General features: G+C 49.9%; 16 protein-coding genes, 1 tRNA gene and 1 riboswitch. Of the genes, 11 read left to right on the forward strand and 6 right to left on the reverse strand.

Going from position 1 to position 20,170, the window contains the following annotated elements; all coding sequences use genetic code 11:
* Positions 1–518 precede the first annotated feature (518 nt).
* Complete coding sequence (locus M2277_RS11040; protein WP_280754762.1) at positions 519–2,852, reverse strand: ribonucleoside-diphosphate reductase subunit alpha; 2,334 nt, start codon at positions 2,850–2,852, stop codon at positions 519–521.
* A gap of 189 nt (positions 2,853–3,041) precedes the next feature.
* Positions 3,042–3,273, reverse strand: a riboswitch (cobalamin riboswitch).
* A 357-nt stretch (positions 3,274–3,630) separates the two neighbouring features.
* Between M2277_RS11040 and M2277_RS11045 the strand changes: the two genes are divergently transcribed.
* From M2277_RS11045 to M2277_RS11055, 3 genes are all read left to right on the forward strand, one after another.
* Positions 3,631–3,936 (forward strand): MTH1187 family thiamine-binding protein, encoded by a 306-nt coding sequence (locus M2277_RS11045; RefSeq protein ID WP_006208019.1) that lies wholly within the window; start codon positions 3,631–3,633, stop codon positions 3,934–3,936.
* Between the two features lie 107 nt (positions 3,937–4,043).
* Positions 4,044–4,115, forward strand: a tRNA-Thr gene (locus M2277_RS11050).
* Between the two features lie 247 nt (positions 4,116–4,362).
* Positions 4,363–5,094, forward strand: a complete 732-nt coding sequence (locus M2277_RS11055) for an N-acetylmuramoyl-L-alanine amidase (protein ID WP_280754763.1) — start codon at positions 4,363–4,365, stop codon at positions 5,092–5,094.
* A gap of 249 nt (positions 5,095–5,343) precedes the next feature.
* Here M2277_RS11055 and M2277_RS11060 read toward each other — a convergent pair whose 3' ends face one another.
* Positions 5,344–5,676, reverse strand: a complete 333-nt coding sequence (locus M2277_RS11060) for a hypothetical protein (RefSeq protein ID WP_006208022.1) — start codon at positions 5,674–5,676, stop codon at positions 5,344–5,346.
* Positions 5,677–6,022: 346 nt separating this feature from the next.
* On the opposite strand from M2277_RS11060, the gene M2277_RS11065 reads away from it, so the two are divergent.
* From M2277_RS11065 to M2277_RS11080, 4 genes are all read left to right on the forward strand, one after another.
* Positions 6,023–7,768, forward strand: a complete 1,746-nt coding sequence (locus M2277_RS11065; RefSeq protein WP_280754764.1) for an ABC transporter ATP-binding protein — start codon at positions 6,023–6,025, stop codon at positions 7,766–7,768.
* The gene (locus M2277_RS11070) at positions 7,765–9,570 is read left to right on the forward strand and encodes an ABC transporter ATP-binding protein (RefSeq protein WP_280754765.1); all 1,806 of its coding nucleotides are present in this window, start codon (positions 7,765–7,767) and stop codon (positions 9,568–9,570) included. Before M2277_RS11065 ends, M2277_RS11070 begins: the two co-directional genes overlap by 4 nt.
* Positions 9,571–9,826: 256 nt before the next feature.
* Positions 9,827–10,102 (forward strand): phage holin family protein, encoded by a 276-nt coding sequence (locus M2277_RS11075; protein ID WP_006208025.1) that lies wholly within the window; start codon positions 9,827–9,829, stop codon positions 10,100–10,102.
* Positions 10,103–10,211: 109 nt separating this feature from the next.
* On the forward strand, positions 10,212–10,367 hold the full coding sequence (locus tag M2277_RS11080) for a hypothetical protein (RefSeq protein WP_006208027.1): 156 nt from the start codon (positions 10,212–10,214) through the stop codon (positions 10,365–10,367).
* A 46-nt stretch (positions 10,368–10,413) separates the two neighbouring features.
* On the opposite strand, the gene M2277_RS11085 is transcribed toward M2277_RS11080, so the two are convergent.
* Entirely contained in the window at positions 10,414–10,644 is a 231-nt protein-coding gene (locus tag M2277_RS11085) for a hypothetical protein (RefSeq protein WP_006208028.1), read from the reverse strand.
* On the reverse strand, positions 10,641–11,216 hold the full coding sequence (locus tag M2277_RS11090; RefSeq protein ID WP_006208029.1) for a 5' nucleotidase, NT5C type: 576 nt from the start codon (positions 11,214–11,216) through the stop codon (positions 10,641–10,643). Before M2277_RS11090 ends, M2277_RS11085 begins: the two co-directional genes overlap by 4 nt.
* Positions 11,217–11,507: 291 nt before the next feature.
* Here M2277_RS11090 and M2277_RS11095 point away from each other — a divergent pair, with 291 nt between their 5' ends.
* The 3 genes from M2277_RS11095 to M2277_RS11105 all read left to right on the forward strand — a co-directional run bounded on the left by M2277_RS11095 (position 11,508) and on the right by M2277_RS11105 (position 16,848).
* Entirely contained in the window at positions 11,508–13,760 is a 2,253-nt protein-coding gene (locus M2277_RS11095) for an ATP-binding cassette domain-containing protein (RefSeq protein WP_280754766.1), read from the forward strand.
* 310 nt (positions 13,761–14,070) lie between these two features.
* Positions 14,071–15,747: a glycoside hydrolase family 13 protein gene (locus M2277_RS11100; protein ID WP_280754767.1), complete on the forward strand. Its 1,677-nt coding sequence runs from the start codon at positions 14,071–14,073 to the stop codon at positions 15,745–15,747.
* Positions 15,748–15,786: 39 nt separating this feature from the next.
* The gene (locus M2277_RS11105) at positions 15,787–16,848 is read left to right on the forward strand and encodes an NAD(P)-dependent alcohol dehydrogenase (protein WP_280754768.1); all 1,062 of its coding nucleotides are present in this window, start codon (positions 15,787–15,789) and stop codon (positions 16,846–16,848) included.
* Between the two features lie 352 nt (positions 16,849–17,200).
* On the opposite strand, the gene M2277_RS11110 is transcribed toward M2277_RS11105, so the two are convergent.
* Complete coding sequence (locus M2277_RS11110; protein ID WP_280754769.1) at positions 17,201–18,049, reverse strand: hypothetical protein; 849 nt, start codon at positions 18,047–18,049, stop codon at positions 17,201–17,203.
* A complete protein-coding gene (locus M2277_RS11115) occupies positions 18,046–18,564 on the reverse strand; it encodes a sigma-70 family RNA polymerase sigma factor (RefSeq protein WP_006208035.1) in 519 nt (172 codons plus the stop codon). The genes M2277_RS11110 and M2277_RS11115 overlap by 4 nt, the downstream gene beginning before the upstream one ends.
* A gap of 356 nt (positions 18,565–18,920) precedes the next feature.
* Between M2277_RS11115 and M2277_RS11120 the strand changes: the two genes are divergently transcribed.
* Positions 18,921–20,168 carry an MFS transporter gene (locus M2277_RS11120; RefSeq protein WP_006208036.1) on the forward strand — a complete coding sequence of 416 codons (1,248 nt, stop codon included), beginning with the start codon at positions 18,921–18,923 and terminating at the stop codon, positions 20,166–20,168.
* Positions 20,169–20,170 lie beyond the last annotated feature (2 nt).

A 20,170-nucleotide genomic window follows, 5' to 3' on the forward strand; every position in this document is an offset into this window, starting at 1 on the left:
CTTGTTGCACCGCATGAGAAGCGACTCCCTAGGGGAGAGCGATCCCAGCAGGCAGCAACTCAACAACCGCGCGAAGTACCTCAAAGGTCCCCGCACCGCATGAGAAGCGACTCCCAAAAGGAGAGCGATCCCAGCAGGAAGTAACTCAATAAACGCACGAAGCAGCTCTTACTCTCTGCACAACATGAGAAGCGACTCCCAAAGGGAGAGCGATCCCAGCAGGAAGTAACTCAATAAACGCACGAAGCAGCCTTAGTCCCTGCACAAGATGAGAAGCGACTCCCAAAGGGAGAGCGGTCCACGCAGGAAGTAACTCAATAAACGCACGAGTAACGCCATAGTCCCCGCACTACATTCCAGCGTTCCCGAAGGGAGAAAGCGCTCCTAGCCACCAAAGTAACATAGAAGCGCCTCATTCATTCCCTGCACACCTTGCGGGTGTCCAGAGGGCAGAGCCCTTGGGGCCCTCCCTTGGAAGGGAGGGTTTGGGCGGGTTCGAAATAGTTTACATTAAACTCTTAGCTTGCGCACGACTCACACTCTTCAATCGTCAACGCACGGCTGCGCACATAATACGTGGACTTGATGCCGGCTTTCCATGCATGCAGGTGCAGCTCCAGGAATTCCGAAGCCCGGATATCAGGGCGAACATACAGGTTAAAGCTTTGCGCCTGGTCAACGTGACGTTGACGCGCAGCCGCCATTTTGATGGACCAATGCTGGTCGATCAGGAAAGCGGTCTTGTAGTACCAGATTGTTTTTTCAGACAGATCCGGAGCCGGGTTAGCCACTTTGTAGGTGGTTTTTTCTTCATAAGACAGAAGTTCGTACAATGGATCGATGCTCGCTGTGGAACCGGCGATAATCGATGTGGAGCCGTTCGGTGCGATGGCAAACAGCCATGCGTTACGGACACCATTGGCTTGTACTTCCTGTTGCAGCTCACGCCACTGTTCGGTGGTTACGAATTTGCCTTCATGCTCGCCGTCGGTGTAACCGCGGAACGTGAAGTACTCGCCGCTCTCCCAATCGGAGCCTTTGAATTTCGGATAGTGGCCTTTTTCCTTGGCCAGCTCCATGCTGGATTTCACGAGCAGGTAATTGATGTGTTCATACAGGTTGTCATTATAGGCAACGGCTTCGTCGGACTCCCAGCGGATACCTTCCAGCGCCAGCAAGTGATGCAGACCGAAGGTTCCAAGACCGACCGCACGGTATTGGCTGTTGGTATATTGGGCTTGCAGAACTTCAATATTGTTGATGTCGATAACGTTATCCAGCATACGAACCTGGATAGGAACGAGACGCTCCAGCACACCGGCCGGTACAGCGCGAGCCAAGTGGATGGAATTCAGGTTGCAGACAACGAAATCGCCAGGGATTTTGGAAATAACGATCCGGGTTTGACCATCCTTTGTTACCAACTCTTCTTGCTCGACAACGGTTGGAGATTGGTTCTGCATGATCTCGGTGCACAGGTTGGATGAGTAAATCATGCCATGTGCAGAGTTCGGGTTCGCACGGTTTACCGTGTCGCGGTAGAACATGTACGGTGTACCCGTTTCAAGCTGGGATTTCATCACGCGTTTCATAATGTCGATCGCTTGTACCGTAATACGCGGCAACTGCGGGTTCGCCACGGCTTGTGCATATTTTTGACGGAACTCGCCATCGCCTTGAGCTTGATCATAGAAGTCTTCCAGGCCAAGCGAACGGCCGTTCTCGTCTTTCCAGCCCATGATCTTCTTCACTTCATGAGGACAGAACAGGCTCCACTCCTCACGGGCCTCTACAGCCTCCATAAACAGGTCAGGCAGACAGATGCCATGGAACACGTCATGGGCTCTCATACGCTCGTCACCGTTGTTCAGCTTCAGATCCAGGAAGGACAGAATATCTTTGTGGAACACATCCAGATAAACCGCGATGGCTCCTTTACGAGTTCCCAATTGGTCAACGCTTACGGCAGTGTTGTTCAATTGGCGAATCCAAGGGATAACGCCGGAGCTGGTGTTCTTGTGACCGCGGATATCCGAGCCGCGTGCACGGACTTTACCGAGGTACACGCCAATGCCGCCACCCATTTTGCTGAGACGGGCAATATCGGTGTTGGAATCGAAGATGCCTTCCAGAGAGTCGTCAACGGTATCAATGAAGCAGCTGGAGAGCTGGCCTGCTACTTTTTTGCCTGCATTGGACATGGTCGGTGTGGCAGCTGTCATGTACAGGTTGCTCATCGCCCAGTAGGCTTCTTTTACAAGGTCAATACGTTTGTCGGCTGGCTCGTTGTGCATGAGGAACATTGCGATTACCATGTAGCGTTCTTGCGGAAGTTCCATGACACGACCGTCAAAGTCGGTTGCCAAATAACGCTCAGCCAGTGTCAAAAGACCAATGTAATCAAACAGCAGATCGCGGCTTGGATCGATGCATTCGCCGAGCTCTTCGATTTGCTCCTTGGTGTAGCTGGTCAGAAGATCCTCGCGATAGATGCCCTTCTGTACAAGCTCTGTGATGAGCGGGTAGAAGGCACCGTAAGGCTCTTCCGGGTAGGCTTTGTATCGGCGGTTGGTGGCCGCTTTTTTATATAAAGAGGTCAGAAACGAACGCGCAGCTGCAAACTTCCAATTCGGCTCTTCTTTTGTCACAAGCTCAAGCGCGGACATCGTGAAGGCGCTGCTGATTTCTTCGCCGGTGACTTGCTCACCGCGCAGTTTAGCATTTACGCCGCGAAGCAGGCGCTCTTTATCAAGCATGTCCAATCCTTTCAGATTGCGGTCGGCATAGACAGAGAGGCGTATTTCATCAAAGGCGAGCTGACGGTTGTTCGGTTTAACTACGAGCTGGGGCATGAATAATTCCTCGCTTTCTTAGGGGGAAATATGAAAAAGGACATCAAAAAAACATTTTCTAAAACCCGCAGGCTTGAAAATGTCCGTGCGCTGTGATTCGTGAATGACGTTTGACATAAGCCCTTGAAGGGGCCTGATGTTATGTACAGACGCAAGTTTAACGAACACTTACCTAATGTCCCGTAGGTTGGTGTTGGCTGCGTACAGGCAGGTCTCCTGACTCGGACTTTGACAAATCGGAGCCTTCCCCAAGACCTTGATGAGGTCCGCCAGAAGAATATTCCATGATTTGGTTCGGCCTGGATAGGATAATAGCCGAGAGCCCTTACAGTGGCGGGACCGTGATGGATTTACACCATGCTTCCCTATTAAGCCGGACCGCCTTATAGGTTGTTCCGGCACCTATACACACTATATTTGGTTGTTGTTTATCTAATTTAACCCAATATATTGTGTTTGTAAACCATATTCTTAAAATTGAACGCAAAAAGAATTATAGCAAACGAGCGGTCATTGTGCCAGCTAAGAAACTGTCAAAAGGCCATAACATTTCCTGGATTGTGACCGAATGCGACCTTTTCTGCACACATACCACGTATATTATCGTTTTGACAAAATACGATAGTTGCGTACTGGATCTGTGGTGGAAGGAGCAGACTATTTTTTATTGTGAATAGCGAGTTAGGGGCTTTGATATGAGTGATCAGAATTGATATGATATCTGTGTCTGGAGATTGAAGAGTTCTATATATGAGATGTTGCGAGGGAGGTTTTGGTATTGGCTATAGCGGAAGTGACGGTGATTCCGATTGGAACAGCAACAACGAGCTTAAGCTCTTATGTGGCCGAGATGCAGCGTATATTGAAACAACAGGACGGGATTACATATGAGCTGACTTCGATGAGCACCATCATAGAGGGCGAGCTGAATATGATCTGGCGAGCGATTGAAGCTCTGCATGAGGCGCCATTTCTATCTGGAGCCCAGCGCGTATCGACTTCGGTCAAGATTGATGACCGCAGGGATCAAGTCTCCTCCAGCAAGCAAAAGATTCAATCGGTGCAGGAAAAATTAGGCGGATAATCTTGCTTATTGCAAGGGATGTTCCGGCTAGGCTGGGACTTGTATTTTGCTGCTAAAGTATTATAATAATTTTGCTGTTCGTGGAGGCTTGTTTTCGAACCACATATGCTGGTGTAGCTCAGGGGTAGAGCAACGCACTCGTAATGCGTAGGTCGGGGGTTCAATTCCCTTCACCAGCATGTTCATTGCAAGGAGATCATATCCTGATTTCTGGCTGGAATGATATAAAAATGGCGCCGCAAGGCGTGTTTTTTGTGCCCCTGGGTGATCCGGGGGCTATTCCTGTTAAGGAGAGAGCGCCCTATCATTCGGCATTTTATATCATATATTACATAGTAAGCGATTCATATTATTCGAGTTTGTTCGTGGCCTTCGCTGTCGAAAAGATGAAACGGGCTGCGGCTCGGAAAGATGAGGTGAAGGGAGATGAAGAAGGTATTTATTGATCCAGGCCACGGTGGAAAAGATACCGGAGCGACTGCTCATGGTCTGTTGGAAAAGGACATCGTGCTAGCGGTGTCCCTGAGCGTAAAAAAACGGCTGGAGGCCGAGTACAATGGCGTGCAGGTGCTGCTCTCCAGATCTGCGGATGTCTTTCCTACGCTAATGGAGCGGACCGAGGCGGCCAACAAGGCTGGGGTAGATATCCTGGTTTCCGTCCACTGTAATGCAGGAGGAGGAGCCGGTGGCTTCGAATCCTATAAGTACACGCATACGTCGGCTGCAACAGCCTCTTTGCAAAATGTGCTTCATACCGAGATTATGACGGCCTTAAAGCCTTTTAACGTAATCGACAGGGGGCAGAAGGCAAAGAACCTGCACATGGTCCGTGAATCGAACATGCCTGCGGTACTGACAGAAAATTTGTTTGTTGATGTTGCCGCGGATGCAGCTAAGCTTAAGAGAGAGGATGTCGTAGGTGCCCTCATCGAAGGTCATGTTGCCGGCATTGCAAAATATCTCGGGTTGCAAAAGAAGGAGGCGGCTGGTGAGGTGAGTGATAAGGTGAATGTTATTGTAAACGGCAAACCAATTCAGGATGGCAAGCTGATTAACGGGGTGACCTATGTACCGCTTCGGGCGACTGCCGAGGCACTGGGTGCAACCGTGGGATGGGACAATAAAACAAAGACAGCAACGATAACAAAGGAGACATAACCCATAACCCATAACCCATAACCCATAACCCATGAGCCAATCGTCCAGCCACATTTTAGTTCCCCTTAATTAAAATTTAATCTCCCATTAAGATTCGCAGAATATAATAAAAGCACCCCTTAAAAAATATATCAGAAGCCCCTCTAACTTCGGTTAGAGGGGCTTCTTTGGTCTTCTGCTCTTTCGATCCTCTGCTCTTTCGATCCTCAACTAGACCTTAGTGTGGACCTGATATTCTGCCAACATTATTTAGAATCCCAGCCATTTCGTGATATAGGCGGATACGGCTAATTCCTGAAAATCCTTCCAGCTTCGAAATGGGGTATGTTCAACGATAAACGGGTTAATCGTACTTCCTTGTATGAATATGTCAAAATCTTCATCCGTGCTTCCCTCGTAACCAGCAGCTTTCAGCAAGTGATCTATGGAAGAAAACTTGGTATGCCGTTGAATAAATGATTCCGAGAACAGTTCTTCCACGGGCACCTCTTGTTTCATATCTGAGAGCTTTGAGGCATTTTCTCGAATTTCCAATAGCTTCTCTTCATCCAGTCCGTCTAATCCACTGATCCCAGTATTCATTATGCCCACCTCCAAAAAGTTGCACGTCACTCTATTATACATATACGAGTATGCTGAATTATGGGATTCGATTTTTTTTGAAGCGGGTCTTGACTTGGAAGATTTATATAGGAAGAAAAAAATAAATGAGCTTTCTTCATAGTCATGTCCAACCGGGAAATTTCGCGTGGCTGCGACATTTATGTATCATGCATTCCTGAATAAACGCACATCCCATTATAATTATTCTTTACCTAGGAATGGCTGTGGTTTTCATGTAGACTGGTAATGATTTACTGCCGCCATGCCTTGTTTTTTGGGGTGATGGAGGTTTGTACATACTTGCTTGCATATGGGGGTGGGCACTGTGCCCAAAAAAGAAAAGGTTTCTATGTCGTGGCTGCTGCGATATTTGAAGCCGGTCAAAGGACGACTGCTGCTTCTGCTTATTATGCTGTTGACGTCGACAGGCTTGCAGCTGCTGAATCCGCAGATTATTAAACGGTTTATCGATACGGCAGCTGGTGGCGGTGTTCTGGCCAGCCTGATTCAGCTGGCGGGATTATTCCTGGTTGTGGCTGTCATTAACCAGCTGATTACGGTGGCTGTCAGTTATCTGGGTAACGATATTTCGTGGCGCGCAACGAACCGGCTGCGTGGCGATCTTTTGAAGCATTGCCTGCGTCTGGATATGCGGTTTCATAACGTCAAGACGCCAGGCGAAATGATTGAGCGGGTCGATGGTGATGTAACCAGCATCTCGAATTTTTTTGCGATGTTTATCGTGCAGGTCATCGGCAGTTTTGTGCTGTTGGCCGGGATATTGGGGTTCATGTTCACGGTGAGTCTGCCTATCGCCATCGTCATGACGGTCTTCACGCTGCTGTCGATTCTGTTTATGGTGTTCATCCGGAACATGGGCGTTAATTCATCCAAAAGCGAACGGGAAGCCAGTGCTTCGCTGTTCGGCTTGATTGAAGAGCGTATCGCAGGCATTGAGGACGTTCAGGCGAACGGCAATGTATCGTACGTAATGAATCGGTTTCACCGCTTGATGCGCAGTGTATTCCTGAAAGGGAGAAAAGCCTGGATGCTGCGGGTCATTCCCTGGAATACCACGGTTGTTCTGTTTGCACTTGCCGTTACCGCTGTGCTGTTACTGGGGGTCCGTTATTATCTGATTGGCGAGATTACGCTGGGAACCCTGTTCCTGATCTATCAATATACACAGATGCTGAACGACCCGATTGAGATGCTGGGCGATCAGGTGCAAGAGTTTCAAAAGGCAAAATCCGGCATGCTCCGCTCCAGGGAACTCCTGTCCAACAAGAGCGAGATTGTGGACGGAGAGCAAGAAGAGCTTCCCGAGGGTGCGCTCGGATTGGAGTTTGAGGGAGTTAACTTCAGCTACAACGAAGATAAACCGGTGCTGCAAGACATTAATTTTACCGTTAAGCCGGGTGAACGTCTTGGTATTATCGGGCGCACCGGAAGCGGGAAGTCAAGCCTAAGCCGAATTCTGCTGCGCCTGTACAACATCGACAGCGGGGTAATCCGCGTGGGAGGTACCGATATTACGAAGCTGAAGCTGCCTGCGCTGTACCGCCGGGTCGGTATGGTAACGCAGGACGTGCAGCTGTTTGATGGGTCGCTGCGCGACAACCTGACGTTGTTTGATAAGGGTGTATCCGACGCGTTCATTCTGGAAACGACGGAGCGTCTTGGACTTCGTCAGTGGATCGATGCGCAGCCGGAGGGCCTGGAAACGCATCTGACAACAGGCGGATCCTCGCTGTCTGCCGGGGAAGCACAGCTGTTCGCTTTAACCCGGGTATTCCTGACGCAGCCGAGCCTAGTGATTCTGGATGAACCCTCTTCACGCCTGGATGCCGCAACGGAAACAATGCTGCAGGTAGCTGTGGATCAGCTGATGAGCCGTTGTACGGGCATCATTATTGCGCATCGTCTGGCCACGCTGGAGCAGGTGGATAAAATTATGGTGCTGGGTGACGGAAGGATTCTGGAATTCGGCTCACGGGAAGAACTTGCACAAGATCCGGCTTCACATTATGCCAGACTGCTGATTACGGGCAGAGAGGAGGAGCTTGCATGACGATTACCGGATTTATCGGGCGTTTGTTTCGCTACCGGCCATCTTTATTTATCGTGAACGGAATTCTATGGTGTATCTTTCATTCACTGCCTTTGTTAATTGGGCTTGGCATGCAGTGGTTCTTTGATCGGGCAACGGCGAGCTCTACGGATTACGTGTGGCTTGCCATGCCGCTCATCTTCATTGCGGTTGTCAGGTTCTCCCGCGTAGGCACATTCTTCGCCGCGTTCTACGCCTGGGTAACGTATATCTATCATATTCAGGCTATTCTGCGAACCAATATGCTGGCAGGCATCATGCGCTGGCCGGGACGAAATCTGCCGGCATCGCCGGGGGAGGCGATGAGCCGCTTCCGCGATGACGTGGATGAGGTTGTAGAGTATGCGGAGTCGTGGGTGGACTTCTGGGGACGACTCGTGTTCGCGATTGTCTCCGTTGCAGTCATGGCAAGCATCAACTGGAAGATCATGCTGGTAGCCGTCCTGCCACTCGTGGTGGTGACACTGCTGAACAACCTCTCCGGTAACCGGGCCCGCCGCTACGGGCTGAAGAACCGTGAAGCGACGGGGCGGATTACGAGTTTCATCGCAGAAACCTTTGGTGCCGTTCAAGCTTTGAAGCTGGGACAGGCCGAAGATCATGTTCATGAGCGCTTCACGAAGCTGAATGAAGACCGCCGTCAGGCAGCGCTGAAGGATAATCTGTTTAAACAGTGGATGAGATCCCTGAACCAGCATGTATTAAGCATCTGCACGGGTCTGATTCTGTTGATGTGCGCTGCTGAAATGCAGGCCGGACATTTTACCGTCGGAGATTTTGCGTTGTTTACGACATATCTGGCGAATATCGGCTTCAGTATTTCATTGTTCGGTTATATGGTGTTCCAGCACAAGCGGCTTAAGGTTTCCTTTGACCGGATGCGGTCACTGTTTCGCCCGGGTGAGGAAGATCAGATTATTGAGGCTCGGGAAACGTACCTGAACGAAGATCCGCCGGAACTGCCTGTCATCACCAGAGAACCGGGGGAGAAGCTGAAAGAGCTTGAAGTCAGGAACCTATCCTATCATTATCCGAATTCGGAGAATGGAATATCGGATATTAATCTCCGTCTGGAGCGCGGCAAATTTCTGGTGGTCACCGGACGAATCGGGGCTGGCAAATCGACACTGGTTCGGACATTGCTCGGACTGCTGCCAAAAGAGGAGGGCTCGATCCGCTGGAACGGAGAAGAGGTCGATCCGGCCACCTTCCTCATGCCGCCTCGCGCAGCGTATACACCACAGGTTCCACGACTGTTCAGCGATCCTCTAAGAGAGAATATTGTGCAGGGGAAAAAGGATCGGGCGGAGGAATCTCTCGAACGGGCCATTCGTCTTGCCGTCATGGAGAAGGACATCGAGAACCTGGATAAGGGACTGGAGACGTTTGTCGGCCCGAGGGGCGTCATGCTGTCCGGCGGACAGATTCAGCGCGCGGCTACGGCGCGTATGCTGATGACGGGTGCGGATCTGTTTATCTTTGATGATCTGTCCAGCGCGCTCGATGTGGAGACGGAGCAGCTGGTGTGGGATGGACTGTTCAAGGAGCGTGACGTTACTTGTATTGCGGTATCGCACCGCAGGGCGGCTCTCTCGAAGGCAGATCATATCATCGTCATGAAGGATGGCAGGATCGAGGCTGAAGGCAGCCTGGCGGATCTGCTTGCTACAAGCGAAGAGATGCAGCTGTTATGGCAAGGTGAACAATCCGCTGTCGAGGTGGAAGCCGCGGCAGGAGATGAAGTCGAGGTAAGCAAGATATAACCGCACAGGAATGCAGAATTGGAATTGGGGACTTTTGAATTGAGCAAGCATCGATTATGGCAGCTTCCGTCCGTCGGGAGCTGCCATTTTTGTATGTCTTGGGAGTATGCAACATGATGGGCCGTGTGTATCGATGCCGTTAATCGCCATCCCCTGATTCTATTATTTTGCTCACAAGAATAAGGATATAAATACAAGCCGGTCGATAGACTGATGGAATAGGATGTAGGAGATCAATAGGGAAGGTGGGTTTACGATGGAATGGAGTGTCATTTTTCAATTGATTGACCCGCGGCTGTTCATGGTTGTTGCTGCCTGCTGGGTGATCGGATATGTGCTGAAGCAAACGCCTAAGGTTCCGAACTGGAGCATTGTATACGTAGTTATTGTGGTCTCCATCCTGTTTACTGCCGGCCTGATTGGCTGGAGCGTAGAAAATATCATTCAGGGTATACTCGCAGGAGCATTTGCCGTATTCGGACATCAGGCCGTTAAACAGACGGCGGAGGCCATTGCGACAAGGAAGAAGTAAGGGCTCGCTTGGGCAGGGAGCATACCCTGTCCTTTCCATTTGCTGCAACGATCTATGCTGCCGTGCGTAATAATCAGGATAAACAGAACACGGTGACGGAGGGAATACCATGAATAACGAATTTTATGTCGGATGGGGGACACTGGCATTAATCAATGCCGGGCTGGCCCAAGGAAAAAACAGAACGGGATTAAACTGGTTCCTGCTGTCTTTGCTGCTGGGGCCGCTCGCCACCCTGTTTCTTGTCCTGTCAGCGAAAAGATAAACTGGGCCATAAAAGAGCCGCCTCCCGGGAGGCGGCTCTTATCGTATTACATCCGCTGAAACATAGCGGTGTCACGGCTGTAGTGAGTGAGATATCCTGTTTCTTCATTGCGGATGCGGACGACATCCGGTGTGTAGCATTCAATATACCCTCGTTCAATCTCCACGTAAACGCTTGCGGGATCTTCCTCCCATACGGAAACCAGTGTTTCCGATAAGGCGGCAGCAAAAAAGTGGACGTCCTGTGATAGGTACCGGCTATTGCGGTCTGTATTCATTTCATATCCCCTTGATGGTTAGAATCTGATAAAATTTGGTCTACTAATTCATGCATTCCCTTCCAGGAATCCTTCAGAATAAATTCATGCTGAATGCGGGCGTTCCAGGGACGCGGAATCAGAATCGTTTGTTTTCCGGCTTTTCTCGCGGCAATCGCATTATGGGGTCCATCATCAATAAGCAGGTCGAACTCCACCAAATCCTTGCGTTTGGCTACGAAAAAATTCTCGAATGGAATAAAAGGCATGTGCATTTGCAGCCATCTCCACTTCTCCGGCACCGAGGAGGGGCGGGCTGCGGTTACAACAATGACGTCATAATCATGTGTCATTCTGTGGACTTCGTCAATCGTATATTCATCAAAAAGTTCAAGTTCTTCATATAAACCCGGTTTTCCGAAGAAGAATTCTTCCGAGCATTCAGGATGCCAAATCTCGTTCAGGTTGTAATCGGTAATCTGATCCAGCGTAAGCTGAGGATTTTTGTACTGCAGATTGTGATACTGAATGGCCTTGGGTATCAGATGGCAGATCGTATCATCCATATCAATGGCTACTATTTTTTTGCTCATATCATTACTACTCTCCTGTAATCATGAAATCTGGAATCAATGATTTTCCGTAATTGTAATGGACAAGCTCAGAATTGGCAAATCGAAATCAGAAATGGAACAATATAGGATTTATATAATCCTGACACATTACTATTTAAGTATAGCATTAATATAGCCTGCAACCTTCCTGTTATTTCCTTGCCCAGGGAATATCGCGATAAATCATAAACTCTTTCATCCATTATGACAGTACATGTCATAATTCCCCTTCTATAATTAGCGTATTACAGGGATGTGGGAGGAAACGCCATGCCGCAAGAATATATCCGGATTCGTGGAGCCCGGGAGAATAATCTGAAGAATGTTTCGCTGCAAATCCCAAAACGGAAGATTACGGTGTTTACCGGGGTATCCGGTTCAGGCAAATCTTCGATCGTGTTTGATACCATCAGTTCAGAGGCTCAGAGACTGCTCAATGAGACCTTTACCGCTTTTGTCCGCAATCGTCTCCCGCGGCATAGCCAGCCTGATGTTGATGCAATCGAGAACCTGTCTACGGCCATTGTCATTGACCAGAAGCGTCTGGGTGGCAATTCGCGCTCAACGCTGGGGACGATTACCGATCTGTATGCCATACTCCGTCTGTTGTTTTCCAGGGTGGGGCAGCCGTTTGTGGGGTACTCCAATGTTTTTTCTTTTAACGACCCGCAGGGCATGTGCCCGGAATGTCAGGGAATTGGCAAGAAGGTGGAACTGGATCTCAATAAACTGCTGGATACGACCAAATCCTTGAATGAGGGGGCGGTGCGGTTTCCCATTTTTTCGGTGGATAGCTGGTATTTGAAGAATTACACGCTGTCCGGTTTTTTTGATAATGACAAGAAGCTGGCCGACTATTCCGAAGCGGAGTGGAATCTTCTCCTGTACGGCAAGGAGGGTAAGGTGAGGTTTCCGTCCAAGGGAGGACCGGTGGAGTCTGACTTTGAAGGTCTTGTGCTGAAATTCAATCGGCTCTATATCGAGCGCGACAGCAGCGAGTTGTCCGAAAGAACCTTGAATCACGTGAAGAACTTTATTGCGCACGGCACATGCCCGTTATGCCAAGGAACACGGCTGAGCCAAGCAGCATTGAGCTGCAGAATTAATGGGTATAACATAGCCGAGTGTGCAGCCATGGAGATCGGAGAGTTGAGAAAGGTCATTATGGGGATTACGGCCCCGGTAGCCGCCGGTATGGTGGCAAGCTTATCGGAGCGTCTGCAGCACCTGGTGGATATGGGACTGGACTATCTTACGCTGAGCAGGGAGACCACCACGCTGTCCGGAGGAGAATCGCAGCGGGTGAAGATGGTCAGGCATCTGGGCAGCAGTTTGACGGATATGATGTATATTTTTGATGAGCCGAGTGTCGGTCTGCATCCAAGGGATGTGCACCGTCTGAACGGAATGTTGATGAAACTTCGTGACAAGGGCAATACGGTGCTGGTGGTGGAACATGACCGTGATGTGATCGGGATTGCCGACCATGTGGTGGACGTGGGACCGAATGCGGGTACCGGGGGAGGGGAAATTGTCTTCGAGGGTACGGTTGAGCAGCTGCATAGTCAGGGGGCAACGTTAACCGGGCAATATATGAGACGCTGCATGCCGATGAAAGAACATTTCCGGATGCCCACCGGGCAGATGCGGATTACCGATGCCAATCAGCATAACTTGAAAAATGTAACCGTGGATATTCCGGAAGGCGTATTGACAGTGGTAACGGGGGTAGCGGGATCCGGCAAAAGTTCACTGATTCACCATGCCTTCCTGTCCCAGCATCCTGAGGCTGTTGTTATCGACCAGTCTGCCGTCAGCACTTCGATTCGTTCCAATCCTGCCACCTACACGGGTATTATGGATGACATCCGAAGGCTGTTTGCCAAGGCTAACCATCAGAGTCCGTCCTTGTTCAGCTTCAATTCAAAAGGGGCATGCACCGACTGCCACGGACTCGGTTTCATTTACACCGACCTGGCGTTTATGGAAGGCATCAAGACTCTGTGCGACACCTGTGACGGCAGGCGCTTTAAGGATGACGTGCTGGAGTATAAACTCCATGGAAAAATGATTACGGACGTGCTGGACATGACGGTGCTGCAGGCGCTCGATTTTTTCGAGAAAAAAGAGATCAGGCAGCGTCTGGCGACTCTGAACGATGTGGGCCTGCATTACCTGACGCTGGGACAGCCGCTGAGCACCCTGTCCGGTGGCGAATGCCAGCGCATCAAGTTGGCCAGCGAGCTGCACAAGCAGGGGAAGATCTATGTTATGGACGAGCCGACAACCGGGCTGCATATGTCGGATGTCGGACATTTGCTTGATATGATGAACCGACTGGTCGATAACGGCAGCTCGGTGATCGTCATTGAACATAATCTGGATGTAATCCGCCAGGCGGATTGGATCATAGACCTTGGACCGGAGGGCGGCAGTGGAGGAGGCCGGGTGGTGTTTGAGGGAACCCCTGCTGAGCTGATTACAGCGGAACATTCCTTGACGGGAAAGTATGTGAAGGGATAACTGGACGAAGTCGCGTCAAGGAAGTGGCGCGTTGTTATAGCGGTGCAAGTCCCTAATAGGGACTTGGAGGAAGCCGCAGTGTAAACCATAGAATGGCTGGACCCCGTTTCCCCGTGGTCCAGCCATTCTATGGTTCTTAGGCTTATAAGATACCCTATAAGGCAATACTGTATGTTGCATCAGCCTGCAGGAAAAGGCAGGTGGGCTAGTCTTTTCCAGATGCGCGCAGGCAGTCTGATTATGGGTCCACGAAGCAGCTTATCCAAATAGAATTAGCGCTATGAGCTTTATTTAAACGGGGGATACAACAATGCATAAAGTATGGTGGAAGGAAGCCGTTGCCTATGAAATTTATCCGCGCAGTTTCATGGATTCAAACGGAGACGGCATCGGAGATTTGCAAGGGGTTATGTCCCGTCTGGATTACTTGAAGGATCTAGGGATTGATATCATCTGGATCTGTCCCATCTATCGATCCTCTAACGACGACAACGGTTATGATATCAGCGATTATCAGGACATTATGACGGAGTTCGGGTCGATGGCCGACTTTGATCTGCTGATGACAGAAATCCATAAGCGGGGCATGCGTATTATTATGGATCTTGTCATCAACCATACCTCGGATGAGCATCCGTGGTTTATAGAGTCCCGTTCCTCCCGTGGCAATCCGAAGCGTGATTATTATATCTGGCGGGATGCCAGGAACGGGGCGGAGCCAAACAACTGGGAGTCGGTGTTTACAGGTTCCGCTTGGGAGTATGACGCACATACGGAGCAGTATTACCTCCACCTCTATTCCAAAAAGCAGCCCGATTTAAACATGGAGAATCCAATGGTCAGGCATGACCTGGTTCGCATGATCCGTTGGTGGCTGGATAAAGGGATCGATGGTTTTCGGGTGGATGCGATTACCCATATTAAGAAGCTTCCGGGATTACCGGATATGCCAAACTCGAACAATCTCCGTTACGTGGACTCCAACCCGGGTCACCGGAATATTGAGGGAATCCATGAGTTTCTCCAGCAATTTAAACGGGAAGCTTTTGCAGACTACGATATCATGACGGTTGGCGAAGCAAGCGGGATACCGATAACTGAAGCAGATCGCTGGATCGGGGAAACGAGCGGAGCATTGAACATGATTTTTCAGTTTGAGCACGTCAATCTGGATTTTGGTCCTGAAGGACGTTGGGATTATGCAACCTGGGATTTGGCTGAATGGAAGCGCATCATGAACAAATGGCAGACCGGTCTGGAGGGCGTAGGCTGGAATGCCCTGTATTTGGAAAACCATGATCAACCGCGCTCGGTATCCCGCTTTGGCGATCCGGTTCATTATCACAAGGAATCGTCCAAGATGCTGGCGACCTTTTTTATGCTAATGCAGGGAACGCCGTTTATTTACCAGGGGCAGGAAATCGGGATGACGAATGTGGAGTTTGCCGAGCTGAGTGATTACAGGGATGTCGAGATTTACAATTACTATCGAGAGCGGCTTCTTGACGGGAAGGATGTATCCGAGACGATGCGCAGAATAGCTTACCGGGCTCGGGACAATGCAAGGACGCCGATGCAGTGGGATGACACGCTCTATGGCGGCTTCTCAACCGTTGTGCCCTGGATCCGCTCCAATCCGAATTATCACGAGATCAATGTGGAGCAGCAGCTAACGGATCCTGATTCCATTTTGAATTACTATAAAGCATTGATTCGTCTGCGCAAATCCAGTGAAGTGCTGATCTACGGTAAATATCAGGCTTTACTTCAGGAGCATCCGGAAATATTCGCTTATTCCAGAACCTTAGGGAAGGAAAGCTATCTGATCGTGCTGAACTTTTATGGCAGAACGACAGATTTTCAGTTTCCAGCGGAATGGCGTGACCTTCTTCCGGAAGTTGTACTCTCGAATTATGATCGTTCTGACCGAAGTTTGAATCAATTCACTCTAAAGCCTTATGAAGCGATAGTTTATCGTGTAAACTAAGTAAGAAAGCGATTTCTTGAGATTAGAGGTGAATGCAGTTTGTCACAACTTAACATGATGTCTGCAGCGGTTCTTGATCGCCCTTTATCCATTGGGGTGAAGCAGGTCCCTATTCCGGAGCCGAAGCCGGATGAGGCCTTGATTCAGGTTTATTGCATTGGCATTTGCGGTTCGGATGTGCATTACTATGAGCACGGACGAATAGGCAGGTATGAGGTCAAAGAACCGTTGATTCTGGGACATGAGCTTGCAGGAGTTGTTGTAAAAACAGGAGAAAAGGTGACAAACGTGGCCGTCGGCGACCGTGTGGCCGTAGAGCCGGGTGTCACATGCGGGCGCTGCTCCTATTGTAAGAGCGGGCGCTACAACCTGTGTCCGGATGTTGTATTTATGGCCACGCCTCCGGTGGATGGGGCTTGGGCAGAATACGTGGCGGTTCGCAGCGATTTTCTGTTCCGTCTGCCGGATGAGATGTCCTTTGAAGAGGGCGCTTTGCTTGAGCCGCTGTCCGTAGGCCTCCATGCCGTCCGCCGCGGGCGTATCCGCCCGGAGGATCGAGTGTTTGTGCTCGGGCTGGGACCGATCGGTTTGCTGGCTCTCGAAGCCGCCAAAATGTCCGGGGCCTCTCAGGTGTATGGCAGCGACGTCGTTGAATACCGTCGTAATCTGGCCCTTCAGATGGGAGCTTCCGGCGTGATCAATCCACTGGAGGAGGACGTTACCGACCGCTTGTACGAACTTACGGGCGGCCAAGGGATTGATCTTATCATTGAAACATCCGGTAATGCCGGTGCCATCTCGAATTCGATCGGTTACGTGAATCGCGGGGGGCGGATTGTATTTGTAGGCCTGCCGACACGCGATGCCATTCCGATGGACATTGGCGCTTTGGTTGATGCCGAACTGGATGTATTCGGGGTGTTCCGCTACGCGAACACTTATCCGGCCGCCATTCAGATGCTGCAGAACAAGGACAGCCGCATACGGGACATCATCACCCATCGGTTTTCGTTGGATCAGATTGAGGAAGCCGTCGAGCTAGCCAGAACGCAGAAGGAAACCAGTGTAAAAGTCATGATCTATCCTCATCCAACCGCATAATATTCAGCTGAATTTTTCGAAAGAATGAGCAGGGCTCCGGGAAGGAGCCTTGCTTTTTTGTATGCATAAGAAACTGTTGTAAATAGTTAAAAAGTCGGAATATCCTGAAATAATAAATAGACGACATGAACGGGAGGCTGGCAAATATGATTTGGAGCGGCTGTACCGTGGTGGTGCTGAACACCGGAGCGGGAATCAAATATCCGAACACCGCGCGTGTGGAAGCTCTGCCCCTGCAGCCGGAGAGTCGCTTCCGGGTCTGACGCGTTCATAACGCTAAAGAGCGAAGTCGAATCCTATAAAAAGCACCGCTCCAACATTTGTCGGAGCGGTGCTTTTTTGATAATCCGGATTAGTCCGGGCGTTCATTGCTCATCCAGCTGTCGATGCGGAGATCATCGCCGTAGCTCTCACGAGCCGAGATTTCGCTGAGCTTCTGCTCGGCTTCTTCACGGGTATCAAATTCGCCAATGACCGCAATGAAGTTGCTGCTGGCGGTCTTGATGAAAGTCACATCGTCTTCAATATAAATCTCTTCAAGGATAGCGAGGGATTCCCCTTGCGGCATCTCTTCACTGCGAATGTAGAAGACCTCTTGCGGTGTTACCGGCTCGCCGGTAGAAGTGAGCTTCAGCTCGATATACCCAGGATCTTTATATTCGGAAACGGTATGTTTCACGCCATCCTTCAGTTCAACAACAAATCGCATGGCCGAATCATCCAAAATGACGTTTTCATAGACATCCTTCACGAGCGGGAGCGCCAGCATATCTTTTTTGATGGTTTCGTAATCAAAGTTTCGAACCCCGTTGAACGTAAAGATCAGACGGTTTGGCGCATCACGGTGATCCACAGTGTAGGCAGGTACGCTGGAAACGGACTGGCCCTCCTGGTCAAAATGAATCTTGAACACATCCTCGGAAGCTTCCGTTCCCACGGTAACACCGTCTGTGACTTCGCCTCCGCCTCCGAATTGGAGCACCTGAACGATGCTGCCCACTACGGGTACTTTGGATAGGGCATTAGCCACCGTCGGAATATTTATCACGAAGAGCAGGGCAACGGCTGCTGCAACAACGGAAGAGTACCTCATCATTCGCATGGATCTTTTACGTGCGGCTGCTTTTCTCTGAGCCGATTCCATAACGCTGGCAAGCTGGGCTGGGATTTCAATGTGTTCATAGCGTTCTTTTCCTGTCATAGACGATCGACCTCTCCCTCGATTAGATACGTTTTTAATTTACCGATAGTGCGGTAGAACTTGGTCTTGACGGTGTTCTCGGATAATGACAGCACATCCGCCATTTCTCGAAAGCGCAGATCCTCAAAAAATTTCAGAATGATATAGGTTTTTTCTTCTGGCATCAGTCTGTCCAGCGCATCATATAAATCCAGTTTTTCTTCCAGTGGCACGGCATGCTCGGCAGCTGCATAGTCTTGAGCGTGGTCTTCCATATAGGTAACCCGTTTTTTACGACCGAGATGGTCGATGGCAGCGTTAATGACAATTCGGGTCATCCAGGAATCAAAGTACTGCGGCGTATTCATCCGCTCATATGCGAGGTACCCCTTATAGGTCGCCTCCGATACGATATCCAGCGCCTCTTGCTCGTTTTTGACATAGCAATAGGCCACCCGATATAACTTGTTTCTGCATTTCTCAATATTTTCGCTGAACTGTTTTTGCTGCGATTCTTTCGCTCTCAGTTCACTCACCCCTAACTACTAGCACTAGTATTAATGTCATTGCACGAATTCGTTTGATCTATTCATTGGCTGGCTTGGATCATCTCAAGTACTTGAGTGCGCTTGACTGATCATTAGACCTTGGAGCCGGGCAAATAGTTTTAGCTTGGGACAAAAAATAGGCGAATGGGGAGATGTACCAGTAAAATCAGGGTCATCAAAAGCTGATACCGGCAGGGAAAGGGAGGGTCTGAAAAATAAGCCATTACCTTAACAGGAGTCTTTAATGATGTTACTATATTAAGCATATAAAATGTCTGGAGGCCAGAGTATGTAGGTTTTTCTACCCTAACCAACACAACTAAATACAGAATTGGGGTAGAAAGATGAAGAGGAAATCTTTTCGTTATCTCTGGGTGGGTCAGGCACTCGCCAACAGCGGCGATTTATTTTATATTGTCGGTTTGATGGCTATCGTTCATGGGATAACAGGATCTGCCATGTTTATGGCGTTGATTCCTTTTGCCACAACGATGGCACGGTTTATAAGCGGGAGCTTTGCGCCCATTTTAATGGATAAATACAATCTCAAGTCGCTGCTTGCTTCGTCTCAAATTGGAAAAACGGCCATGTTATTTCTATTGATCATGACCGACTATGCGCTGGGTGAGCAGGAGATGACGGTCTACGCCATTCTCGGATTCGTATTCCTCATCTCATTGCTTGATGGCTGGGCTGCGCCTGCAAGCCATGCCATGCTGCCGCGTCTCGTGGATACCAGCGAGTTAACGAAAGCGAACAGCTTCATAGCGCTTGTCGATCAGATGATTCAACTGGGCGGATGGGCCGTAGGAGGACTGCTGGTGGCAGCCCTTGGGGGCAGCAATGTGATATGGGTTACCTTTGTTCTGGCTGCAGCCGCCGCTATTTTCATGAGGCTGATCGAGGATCAGCATGAAACAACCCAAGGGCAGAAGGAAAAATCCGGAGTATCGCATTGGAGTTCGATCCAAGAAGGGTGGATACTTATTTGGAGGGAGCCCTCACTCCGGGCGATCCATGTGATTTTTGTGCTGGAGACGATTGCGGGTGTGATCTGGATTGCGGCTATCATCTATGTATATGTAGCGGAGGTGCTGCATAGGGAAGAGGCGTGGTGGGGTTACATCAATGCAAGCTTCTTCCTCGGGCTCATGCTTGGCGGACTGTTTGGAATGAGAGCTGCGGAGGTGATTGACCGCAACATCCGTCAGTTTGTAATTATCTCTTCCTTTGGCATCAGCTTCATGACGTTCGGCTTCGGACTTACCTCGTTGCCCTGGTTGGCACTCGTGTTCTCGGCCGGCTTTGGTATGTTCGAACAATTGAAGGCTGTTTCGCTACAAACCACCCTGCAGCGAAGTGTGTCCGTTCGATTGCTGCCCAAAGTGTATGCGGCTCAAAGTGCTCTGATATCGCTGGTATTCGGCGTGTCCACACTGCTGTTCGGCTTCATTACCGACCAATTCGGTGTGCGGGCTACGTATATCATTGCAGCTGCGATTATGTTCATTTCGGGCTGTTATGCCTTGCGGATACGTTCGAGATTACCGGAAATAGGTGAGGGGCTCCGCACAGATTCATCTCTGAATTAATG

Origin of the sequence: Paenibacillus sp. LBL (genome assembly GCF_029893715.1) — a bacterium.
Classification (GTDB): Bacteria; Bacillota; Bacilli; order Paenibacillales; family Paenibacillaceae; genus Paenibacillus_AQ; species Paenibacillus_AQ glucanolyticus.